The sequence below is a fragment of the Bacteroides sp. 14(A) genome, assembly GCF_000526555.1.
Lineage (GTDB): Bacteria > Bacteroidota > Bacteroidia > Bacteroidales > Bacteroidaceae > Bacteroides > Bacteroides cellulosilyticus.
This window is the reverse complement of sequence record NZ_JAGH01000005.1, coordinates 1235844-1246274: the sequence shown is the minus strand read 5'-3', so window position 1 is coordinate 1246274 and position 10431 is coordinate 1235844. Positions and strand designations below refer to the sequence as shown.

Below are 10431 nucleotides of genomic sequence, written 5' to 3'. Positions count from 1 at the left end.
CCAGAATAGTCAGACCATTTAAACCGCTATAGAAGATGAATACCAAAGAAGTAAAAACTAAAAGACCGTGGAAGAAAATACTTCCCAACGGAAATTCTCATGGCACTTTTACAGCATCCACAGAGGTGCCTATGCCTTTTGATGACATAGCTTTCAGCATAGTGACACAAGCGGATTTTCTCCGTGAATATTATCCAAGCGGCCATGCCATAAATGATCCTACGGTATATCCGGATATCACTCGTGAGGAACTTGTACCTGTACTTGATGCGGAAGGAAATGATACCGGAAAAACGAAAAGCCGTTACTATACTGAATTTGTTCCCCGATACGCATTTGCTTTCCAGCAAATAATCAAGATAAAGCAGATGGTGCATCTGTGCGGAAACGACATACAGTTTGAACTATGCAGTCCTAAACCTTCTCAGAAAGATATGGATATATTTAAACATATACCGTGAAGGATGGCTGAAAAAAAAAACATGGAAATAGCTTTTTTTGATGCTGCAAATTCCGTAAAGACCACAGGAGATACGGCTTTTCTTGGATATTTAGACAATGGAGTGTTCGGGCATAAGGTATTGTCGTTTGCCAATGGAGATACACTCTATCCGCATTACGACTCAATCACCGGAAAACTTCGCCTCTTTGCCCGCTCGTTTAATGATACCGACAATAACGGAGGAACGACAACGGAATGGTTGGAAGTATGGGATAAAACTTATATGTACCGTTTCAAACGCAACGGAGAAGCCGCAAAGACATTTAAGGACAAGATTCTTGGTCTCTTTGGAGTAGATGGATATTCTTTAGTAGAAAAACGCCCACATGGGTTCCCTTTCATTCCTGTGGCCTACCATCGAGACGAAGACGGAGCTTGTTGGAGTGCATCTCAAGACAGCATAGATGCTTACGAAATGTCATTTTCGCAAATGGCACATAACAACCAGGCATTTGGAGAGCCAACCCTTGTGTTTCAAGGTGAAGGAGATAGGCTTGATGCTCAATATGATGCTAACGGTACAATTAAGACGCTTTTCAATGGGTACAGATGATAAAGTGTCCTATTTAAGTGCCCAAAGCGCATCTGAAAGTTACATGAAGCAACTCGATACGCTCTACAAGATGATATTTACCCAATCTTTCATAGTTGAACCTCCAGAACTAAAATCAGGAGATTTACCGGCGGCAGCATTAAAAATCCTCTATTCTCCGGCTGTTGAGAAAGCTATGAACGATGCTCCCAAATACCAAAAGTTCCTTGATGACATGGTAGCCATATTCTCCTATGGTTACGGAATGGAAATGAAAAAGACCATCGATTTTACCAATCTCAATATGAAATGGTGGATAGAGCCGTATGTACATGTGAAACACGTCCACTGTCATTTCTGACCTTGCAACTGCTGTACAAAATGGTTTCTGTTTCCAGACAAACTGCATCCGAACGTATAGAAACTTTATATACCACTAATGGAGAATGGGACAGGATCGTCCGGGAAAAGAAAGAAGAACAGCAAGCCGACCTTCTCTTTGAACTAAAGACAGCTAAAGCGAATAAGACAGAAGGAAACCAAGTCACCGTAGAAGAGGGAGTGAAAGCCTAATGAGATATCCGTCAGACAGAGAAATAGAGGAAGCGAAGGATTATATCCGCCAGAGGCTGCAAGCTGAAAAAAGCATGGGGAGAAATCTCCGTACCGCTATGCTCCGTGCTGCTGAAAGAATAATATCCATATCCCACAAATACGGCATACCTCCAAAGATGTTCCGCTTTTCCTTAGACCTGAATCTGAAGCACGAGGTGGAAGCTGTCATTTCTGATTTGCGAGCCACTATCGAAGACTACACTTCAACCCTTTCTGTAGCCACTCACAATGATAAGGAAGAAGAGATATTAGCATATATCACACGCAACTCATACGGAAAAACATTTGGTGAACGTAACGCCATATATGCCAACCGATACAAGTATGAGCTGGAAGCCGCCATCGCCGCATCTATGCTTGCGGGAACATCGAAAGCTGCCACCCTTCAACTCATATCCAAAAACCTGGAACACCCGTACGACAATCCAGACTTTATAGAAGCAGTCAAAGCAGGAGATATGAACGCCACACGCATACGGACCGATAGTATAAGCTACGGGATAGGACGAACCAATAGCAGTTTCACGGCCCTCCGTAATCTGACCGTATTTGCGGTGGCAGAAGGTTGGATGAAATATTGGTACCTATCGGGAACAGAGAAGGGCGCAAAAGGTTTTATTACTTTCCGATCCAGTAGCTTTCCCTGCCAGACATGTGGACGAATATGCTATGCGGACTCATCCTATGTCAGACCCGTATCCACCACTTCACAATAATTGCGTATGTGGAATGGCGTTTATCTATTAACCTAAAATACAAGAAAATATGCTCAAATATTCAAAACGATTCATTAACGAAACCAAGAGATACAACATATCCGTATTGGAACGCGCAATGGCAGACATGATAATGATGGGCTGGGATGCTACTGAAGCTTTTATTGCTACCGGCCAGTACAAGCCTACCCTTGCCGATGAATGGAACAAGCAGCAGATAGACAAGATCATCAACGACCCCAACATTCTTACCTATATGCAATCTAAGCAAAAGGCAATTCGATTGGGACGTTTCAAGAAAATACCGACCTCGTGCGATAAGGACGAGAAAGAAGAAACCGAAGATGATTTTACCGGAAAGTTCCGCGACAAGAACGAAGTTCTCAATGCCCTCGTCGCCACAGTCAAAGACCTAAAAGGCAAAGACCGCGCTGATGTTCTTATGAAAATAGCCGACCTCCAGCAGATGAAAAAGGAAGAAACAATAGAAGAAGACAATACCGTCCATTTCTATCTTCCAATCTCCTGTAAGTCATGCTCTCTATACATGAAAGCTAAAAACAAGAAAGCACAGCTGGAAACAAACAATGAAGAAGGATAGCTTATCCGTAACCGGAAAAAGTTTAGGGGCACGGTGTACATAGAATACTCCCGTGCCCCTCTTTATTATTTCATTCGATAAAATTACCTGCTATTTTAAAATAGCCACACACCCAATCACAAGAACTATCAGAGAAATCAGTGCGGTTACAATTCCTGTTATCGCAGCCCACTTGCTCCAATTAACAGGATTGAATAAATATGGGTTATCATACAGATACATCTTGCCTTGCTTGGTCAGCCTTATACCACATACTTTGCCATTGGTAAGGAACGAGCATTTCACAAGGCCTGCCTTTTTTAGAGAGCTTGCAGCTAGCGCATATTTGTCATACGGAATATCACTAGGTACATCCGTAAATCCTGCGTCAAGCATCCGCAACACTTTTTTTTCGGTCTTAGACAGCTTTATCCGTTCCATTTCACTTTCATAGTTTAACCCTCAGTTCCACTACATACCTAAAATCCGTCTCTTTTCCCATGTTGTCATATACAGGTTGCCGGATAAACCCTATTTCATCCACAATAAGCCCCGTATTCCTCTCATACGTAGTCATCATACCGGAAATGTCCTTCTCAATTTCCGCTTTCAGGCTTTCGCTTTTCTATTTCCCCCATTTTCTCCCTCCATTTCCTTTTTCATCTCATATTTAGTACGTTCCTCCGCAAGAATTTTGGCATCTTCCTCGTCACTGACCGATTCGGCTTTCACGCGATCAATAGCCCGTACAACAACTTGAACTACATCATTCTGAAACTCAGCGTCAAGAAGTGTAGCAACAGCGAATACGTTATTGAAAATAACACCTACGCCCGACTTGTCCTCCTTCAGCACATTGTCAAGCAGTCCATACATCATGCTGTCAATCCTATACATGAATCTGAATATGCCGCCCGAAGCCACGAACCTCCATGAAATCTACTCCGTCCATCTCCACCTTTTCGACAATCCAGTTGCCAATCTGTAACTTTTCTCCGTCTTTCATAAACTATTATTTATATAATTAATAATTCTATACTCTACATCGTTCCCCTGTATATTTACATATAAAGGAGTATTAAAATACTTGTCATCTATAAAACCCATCCTTTGTCAGGAGCTTTTCAATAAATGTTCTCCTTAAGAAGCTACCACCGTGAGGCACTACTATAATGCCCCCCATTCTCCGATTCTATTTTCAAGAAAATATCCGATTGCTCTTTCTCTGAAAACCCACTTATATCCGTGACTCCATATTTTACAGCCAATGAACCTATATTGTATCCGTATTTTACGCTATCGGAATGACAATATTGAGTAAACAATCCTATATTGTATATAGTTATCATACCTTGTCTATATTAAAGTTCTACATATCCTCCGCGTCATACTCCACGTCCCCGTTATACCCGTCAAAATCCATGTCCATGTCAGATACAATAGGAACAGGAGTCTTCAATTCCTTCTCGTTACATCCGAAAAACCTTGTAAATAATGCCCTTGGAATCCCTTCTCCTGCTCATCTTACCGAATCCCAGTTTCCGTAAGCTGCTTTCCAAAGTCCTGCATGCTTACACTTTCAAAAGCCGTTGGCTTCCGCATAACGCACCATATCGTTATACATGTCTGAAGACCTTAACCACGTGGAATAACTCGCCCTTGGCATTGGCGGAAGGTCTTACCCCGCGTGCAAAAGCCCAAGAGAAAGTTATGTTGCTTTCCCCCATTACTATAAGCTTCTGCTTCTCCGAGTTCTCGCTCTTCGGAAAGACAAACCTTCTTTGCTTTAAATATTTCCCGCCTCTGATAATCCAATTCAATATACCAGGATATTCCTGCTTCAAATCATCTGCAAGATGCTTGTTCTGCATCTCTTCTGGGATGACATTCTCAAACATCACATACAAGAAACGCCTGAAATATCCATAGCTCGTATCCGAAGCCTTCGGGAGATTGTTCATGTTGAATATCATCCAAGGGACATCCGCACCTCATAGACATTCCCTCCGATATTCCGACCATAAACCATCTCTCCTGAGCATAACGTCTTGAACGCGTCCTCATACCCCGATATGTCCCGCGCTTGTATCTCCGGGCCACATGTTAACCAACTTGCCGTCAATCCTGGCAATATTCCTCAACCTCTCGTCACCTCCCTTGATCAAAGACAACAATCCCATAGAGGAAACATTCTCCCTGCCGAATATCCCCGTTATCGTCTCCGTATATCACAGACTTGCCGTTGCTACCAGTACCCGAACAGCATAAGGCAGTTCTCAACCTTGTCTATCATCTTCCCCCTGTCAAACGTACACAGTCCCAAGTACATTTGCAATATCAACCTGCTATCCTTCTCCGGCAAGACAGTCCGCAAGAAAGACTGCCACATCGGACACTTCGCACTGGGATCATACTCATAAGGATGCTTGTATATAACGTGATACTTGGCATCAAAAGGACGCAATTCCCCATCCGTGAAGTCAACCACACCGTTAACATAAGCCTTGATATGGAATACCGGACAGAACGGATTATTGATACGGATAGAAAGACGAGCCTCGTCCTGGAACTTCTTTGATGAATAATGCAAAATCCTACTGCTTACCCGCATGCGAATCAACCACTCCTCGATAGCCTTGCCTATCAACTCAGGATTGACCGGCTCGTAAATCTCACCAGTAAACAGGTAATAACAGCCATGAAGATAACAGAAATCACTATTTGCCATGATCTTAAACACAAGACTCTTGATTATCATAGAAGATTCGGCAAAGTCGGAACCCGAAGAAAAACGGGCAAAAACATTCTCGTCAGAAAGAGTGCATAATTTAGTGACTATTAAATGCAGTATATGGTCATAATAACTATTCATATAAAAGTGCTTGAATATTAAATAATTATAAGAATATCAGTTAACGTAATGCATAAAAACAAGCGTTTTATAGAAATATATATCGCATATATTAACTTGTATTTTCTACAAAAATACTGATTATATACACAATATACAATATTATCATTAATTTATTTTATATCAAGGATATATAATATGTAGTATAAAAAATAACATATACAGGAAATGAATAATAACCATACATATTAAAGCGTAACAGAATTAATTTAATTGCATATACAACTAAATAATCAATATAACAAGAAACAAACGGGAAAAATAAAAAAATAAAATAAAAATTTTGAGCGATAATCATTTGCCTTTTTGGTAATAAAATACCACCCCGGGGTGGGGTATTCGTGTTGTAAATATTATACTAATAATATTCATAAAACACCCTTTTTAGGTCATATAAAGCACATTTACACCATTTTTAGGTATCTACTGTTTATATATTTAACTACCCATTTTAATGATAAATATTATTTTCACTTTCTCGTGAATATTATATCTATAATATTATAACAGGCAAAGATAACTCACTACATTTGCAATACCAAAGGGATGGGGATAGTTACATATACAACCAAAACATATACATAACCTACACTGTCATTCTTTTGGTTTTAAACGATGATATTATTAACGATTAAAATAACGATTATGAAAGCAATGAATTTCTACACGAGTAACGGTTGGTCTGGTTCAAACTATGACAGCAAATTATCTACAAAGGAAATAGCCGCAAAGGTTAGAGCTTATGCAAAGAAGAATTTTCCTAGTTTTAAATTCTCTATTCGTTCAGAGTGGAGCATGTACACAGATTCTATGTGTATCGAGTTAAAGGCAGGCGCTTGTGTTCCTTTTGTTGAAGGTTCAAGAAGTGCGGAACGCGGTTATATGTCCACAATGTCCACCGTTAAGGGTTGGGAAGATGAATTAACTCCGGAAGTGTTCGCGGTTCTTGATGCTGTTGCGACGTATGCAAGTTCTTTCCGTTATGATGATAGCGACGGAATGCAAGACTATTACGATACTAATTTTTATCTTAGTATAAAGGTTAGTAATGAATACCAGATTGTAGAACCTAAAGAGAAGAAGAACGCACTAAAACAGGAAAAAGAAAATGCTTCCAATATGGTAGAACCTGTTGCCGTTGAAGGTCTGGAGATAGTGGACTATTCCGAAAAAGCTATTGCGGTGTTCGGTGACACGAAAGCTATCAAGGAGCAATTAAAGGAATTGGGCGGGACGCTTTAACCCGTCTTTAAATTATGAAGGCGAAAAGCGTTCCGGATGGATATTTAGCAAGAAGCAGGCGGATAAGGTTAAAGAACTGGTAAAGGCTACAGAATTGCCGGAACTTACAGAGGAAACACGGGAAAATAACACCCCGTTAGTTATTGACGACTACACTAAATACTGTTGTGTGGATTATCCGACAACATCCGAAGAACTGGACGGGTTTAAATTGGGTGAAGTCGTTTATGATCAGATCGGAGAAATAGGCGTTATATTGGCTTTTAACGAAAAAAACGGGACCGCTCGGTTAAATTCAAATGGTTGTTGCAATGTCGGTAATTTGAAGAAGTGCCCGAAAACTATTGCGGAAAAGAAGTTAGGTACATGGATATAATACGCCCTGAGAAATCATCTACAAGTCATAACGTTGAAGCCTATGAAAAGAAAGTAAACTGGGAGACGTTACACTGTCAAGGATAAGCCGTTAATGCTTGGATATTACGGAATAGTGGATAATTTGGATAATTGTATTATAGATTACTATTCGACTAAAGAGGAAGCCGAAAGAGGGGCCGAATACCTGAACGCGCATGTAGACGATAACGGGCGATTAAGGAAAGCCATCTAAATAACTATCATATGTTTTGTTTGATGCTGTTATTGTTCGGTGCTGTCCTGTTTATCAGCGGCACCGATATAGAGAAGATAAGGGAGTTTATAATTGATAGATCAGATAAATTTTAATATTATGGAACTTGTATTTAATGTTAAAGGCTTCAGTTACGATAAGCTTAAAGAAGTAAAAGGGAGTGAATGGAGAAAGTTCATAGGTTACTGCAAAAACAAAGAGAATGGCGTTTCAACCCCTGAAAAGGTTATCTGTCCCCGTAAGATTTTCGCGTTTCATCAAGCGACTAATTGCGGTGTAATTCCTTCCGTTAATGTTGCCATACGTCGCGGTTATTGTCGTTTAGAGTTTACTCTATAACACTAAAATGGATATGCAAGAGCAATTAAGAATATACATTACATCTTTAAATAACAAATTACTGATATCAATAGAGGAAGGAAGAAAATTATGAGCTGGAAACCAAGTCGAAGTTCTGGATGTGGCTTTGATAATGCCAAAATCCGAGAGGAGAAATATAGAAAAGAATTAAATACGTTGATGAGTGATCCTCAAGCAAATATACAAAAAGTTTCTAAATCTTATTATCATTTACTTATCTCATTACGAGATCAGCAGAATTACTTTGGAGGAAATTATTCTATTAAATTTGGTTTTTTAATTCCCTATATATGGCTAGAAAAGATGAGAAATCATAAAGAACTATGTTATAAACCGTTACGGGAATTTATTCAATAAAGAAATAAGGAGGAATGATATGTATTTAGGTTTTATACTTTGGCTGATTTTTATTTTCTTTCTATGTTGCGGCGCAAGTGGATGTATAGGTTTTATCCTTCTTGTATGGACATTGGGGGTAATTATTACTGTTATCTTATGCAAGAAAAGAATAGTTAAAGATTAGGCTATGGAATTGAATGAATTGAATAAGATTCTTTTCGGCTCCAAGATAAGCCGGGAAGGAATGGAAAGAATGAATAAGTTAGGCTTGTTGCCTGAGTTGTTCGATATAAAGGACTGGAAAAATACCTTTTGCGGGAGGTTCATTTGCAAATATCCGAAATATTACGGTATCATAACCAAGATGCAAAAACTGTTGGGCCGGCTTCCAGAATGGGAAGACTTTACAAAAAGCAATATAGATGACATCTTGAGTCTTTTTTCGTCTTGCTCACCAAGTTCCATACGGACATATACGGCAATGCTAAAGGCTGTATTAAATGACGGAAAAGACGAATTCGTTTTGCCTTATCCGAAATTTGCCGAACGGTTAAATGTCAAGGGAACGCCATCCGTCAACGTTTATCTCAACCTGGATGAACTTTCAAGACTTGAACAATACCGACCGAAGAATGAGAAAGAGAATATTGTCTTGGCTCAGTTCTTGATAGGTTGTTATACGGGTGCCCGACATTCGGATATACTTGAAATGACAGGAGAGAACATCCAAGGAGGTTATATAACATACGTAAGCAAGAAAACGAATATAGCTGCAACCATTGAAGCAAAACCAATACTTAAAAAGCTGTTGCCGATTGCCGGGAAGCGGAAATATGTAGATGCATGTTTTAACGATACTATACGGGATATTTGCCGGGAGTGTGATATCAATGGAAAGATAAAGCTATTCCGCAGGGGAAAGAATGAGACGGGTGAAAAATGGCAGTTTGTCGCATCCCATACCGCACGAAGAAGTTTTGCAACCAATTTAGCGGAACTAGGTGTTCCGTTACTCCAGATTGCCAAAAGGATGGGCCATTCAGACATTAAGATGACTCAAAATTACGTTGTGTGTGGCACTGGGAAACTGAATGAAAAGGCGAGCGCATTTTTTATGTAGTAATGAGGTAGGCTGTATCTTATAAGTCGGTAGCTGATCTTTGACGTATTGGATTTACCGCTTAATGTTATACAACATACAAATATTTGTATTGTTCCCTTTTGGCAGTACAAATATTTGTAGTATATTTGCAGTATAAGAAGTAAGGCAATAAACAATATGAGCAAGTATTATCAAATAAACGGACTAAAAGTAAGAGTTTCAGATCATGAACCGAATACCTCTCTTAGAGGTTCAAATGACATCTGCCTTTATATAAGATCTGCATGTAATGAGCTTCTTTCTATTGAAAGCCAAATAGAGGCTGTGTGTGAGAAAAGGGGATATGAAATTTCGGACTTTCAAGAAGTAATAAATGATTGGAAAGATGGTACTTATGATATGCATACTTTCGAGAATGCTAATGAAGAAGTGGATAATGATTCTCCCTGTAAAGTTGTTCCTGACCTTATTGCTCAGTATCGTACAAGCAACGATGAAAAATTGAAGGGATATTCGTTGTCACGGTTTGCCAAGCATTTTGAAGTTAAAGCCTTGTCTGAAAAGACTGGAGTGTCCCAAAGTTATATAAAGAAATACTTTAATATTAGGTGATATGGATAAACAAAATTACAGAGAAGTCTTAGGACAAGCATTGCAATCATTTAGAGAATCAAAAGGTCTATCGAGGTATGCAGTGGCACAAAAAGGACAAATTAGAATAGAACAAGTTAAAGCCGTAGAAGAAGGAATAACAAACTATACGATAGATGTCTTTTTAGGTTATATCTGTGGAGCTGACTTGTTCATGTATTTTGCAGAGAAAGATAAAAAAGAAGGGATTGATTTTAAAGAGATGCTGGAAAAAGGGAAGGGAAATTTACCTAAACAAGTTTAACTAGCA

The 10431-nt window shown here is 39.3% G+C and carries 16 protein-coding genes and 3 pseudogenes; 13 read left to right on the top strand and 6 right to left on the bottom strand.

Annotated elements, in window-relative coordinates:
* The first annotated feature begins 35 nt into the window (after positions 1-35).
* From K429_RS29615 to K429_RS29595, 5 genes and pseudogenes are all read left to right on the top strand, one after another.
* On the top strand, positions 36-461 hold the full coding sequence (locus tag K429_RS29615; protein WP_052340693.1) for a hypothetical protein: 426 nt from the start codon (positions 36-38) through the stop codon (positions 459-461).
* Positions 462-464: 3 nt separating this feature from the next.
* Positions 465-1395 (top strand): annotated as a pseudogene (locus K429_RS31375) (phage portal protein).
* 20 nt (positions 1396-1415) lie between these two features.
* Positions 1416-1607, top strand: a complete 192-nt coding sequence (locus K429_RS29600) for a hypothetical protein (protein WP_197031255.1) — start codon at positions 1416-1418, stop codon at positions 1605-1607.
* Positions 1607-2365: a hypothetical protein gene (locus K429_RS29245; RefSeq protein ID WP_052340689.1), complete on the top strand. Its 759-nt coding sequence runs from the start codon at positions 1607-1609 to the stop codon at positions 2363-2365. Before K429_RS29600 ends, K429_RS29245 begins: the two co-directional genes overlap by 1 nt.
* Positions 2366-2414: 49 nt before the next feature.
* Complete coding sequence (locus tag K429_RS29595) at positions 2415-2966, top strand: hypothetical protein (protein ID WP_029327674.1); 552 nt, start codon at positions 2415-2417, stop codon at positions 2964-2966.
* 90 nt (positions 2967-3056) lie between these two features.
* On the opposite strand, the gene K429_RS0128120 is transcribed toward K429_RS29595, so the two are convergent.
* The 6 genes from K429_RS0128120 to K429_RS29585 form a co-directional block, all read right to left on the bottom strand.
* The gene (locus K429_RS0128120; protein WP_155923492.1) at positions 3057-3386 is read right to left on the bottom strand and encodes a hypothetical protein; all 330 of its coding nucleotides are present in this window, start codon (positions 3384-3386) and stop codon (positions 3057-3059) included.
* A gap of 7 nt (positions 3387-3393) precedes the next feature.
* The gene (locus tag K429_RS31220; protein WP_255347668.1) at positions 3394-3525 is read right to left on the bottom strand and encodes a hypothetical protein; all 132 of its coding nucleotides are present in this window, start codon (positions 3523-3525) and stop codon (positions 3394-3396) included.
* Between the two features lie 29 nt (positions 3526-3554).
* Positions 3555-3824 (bottom strand): hypothetical protein, encoded by a 270-nt coding sequence (locus K429_RS0128110; protein ID WP_155923491.1) that lies wholly within the window; start codon positions 3822-3824, stop codon positions 3555-3557.
* Between the two features lie 269 nt (positions 3825-4093).
* Positions 4094-4294, bottom strand: a complete 201-nt coding sequence (locus K429_RS30550) for a hypothetical protein (protein ID WP_155923490.1) — start codon at positions 4292-4294, stop codon at positions 4094-4096.
* Between the two features lie 267 nt (positions 4295-4561).
* Positions 4562-4906 carry a hypothetical protein gene (locus K429_RS29590; RefSeq protein ID WP_155923489.1) on the bottom strand — a complete coding sequence of 115 codons (345 nt, stop codon included), beginning with the start codon at positions 4904-4906 and terminating at the stop codon, positions 4562-4564.
* A gap of 284 nt (positions 4907-5190) precedes the next feature.
* Positions 5191-5817 carry a hypothetical protein gene (locus tag K429_RS29585; protein WP_029328902.1) on the bottom strand — a complete coding sequence of 209 codons (627 nt, stop codon included), beginning with the start codon at positions 5815-5817 and terminating at the stop codon, positions 5191-5193.
* A gap of 654 nt (positions 5818-6471) precedes the next feature.
* Between K429_RS29585 and K429_RS31075 the strand changes: the two are divergent.
* The 8 genes and pseudogenes from K429_RS31075 to K429_RS0128055 all read left to right on the top strand — a co-directional run.
* Positions 6472-6804, top strand: a pseudogene (locus tag K429_RS31075) (LPD29 domain-containing protein); the annotation flags it as partial.
* 198 nt (positions 6805-7002) lie between these two features.
* Positions 7003-7174, top strand: a pseudogene (locus K429_RS31070) (fusion protein); the annotation flags it as partial.
* Positions 7175-7192: 18 nt separating this feature from the next.
* On the top strand, positions 7193-7474 hold the full coding sequence (locus tag K429_RS0128080; protein WP_029328900.1) for a hypothetical protein: 282 nt from the start codon (positions 7193-7195) through the stop codon (positions 7472-7474).
* Positions 7475-7828: 354 nt separating this feature from the next.
* Positions 7829-8068, top strand: a complete 240-nt coding sequence (locus K429_RS30545) for a hypothetical protein (RefSeq protein ID WP_081750913.1) — start codon at positions 7829-7831, stop codon at positions 8066-8068.
* Positions 8069-8158: 90 nt separating this feature from the next.
* On the top strand, positions 8159-8446 hold the full coding sequence (locus K429_RS0128070; RefSeq protein WP_029327682.1) for a hypothetical protein: 288 nt from the start codon (positions 8159-8161) through the stop codon (positions 8444-8446).
* A gap of 169 nt (positions 8447-8615) precedes the next feature.
* Positions 8616-9548: a tyrosine-type recombinase/integrase gene (locus K429_RS0128065; protein WP_029327683.1), complete on the top strand. Its 933-nt coding sequence runs from the start codon at positions 8616-8618 to the stop codon at positions 9546-9548.
* 159 nt (positions 9549-9707) lie between these two features.
* On the top strand, positions 9708-10142 hold the full coding sequence (locus K429_RS0128060; RefSeq protein WP_029327684.1) for a hypothetical protein: 435 nt from the start codon (positions 9708-9710) through the stop codon (positions 10140-10142).
* Between the two features lies 1 nt (position 10143).
* Positions 10144-10425, top strand: a complete 282-nt coding sequence (locus K429_RS0128055) for a RodZ family helix-turn-helix domain-containing protein (protein WP_029327685.1) — start codon at positions 10144-10146, stop codon at positions 10423-10425.
* The last annotated feature ends 6 nt before the right edge of the window (positions 10426-10431 follow it).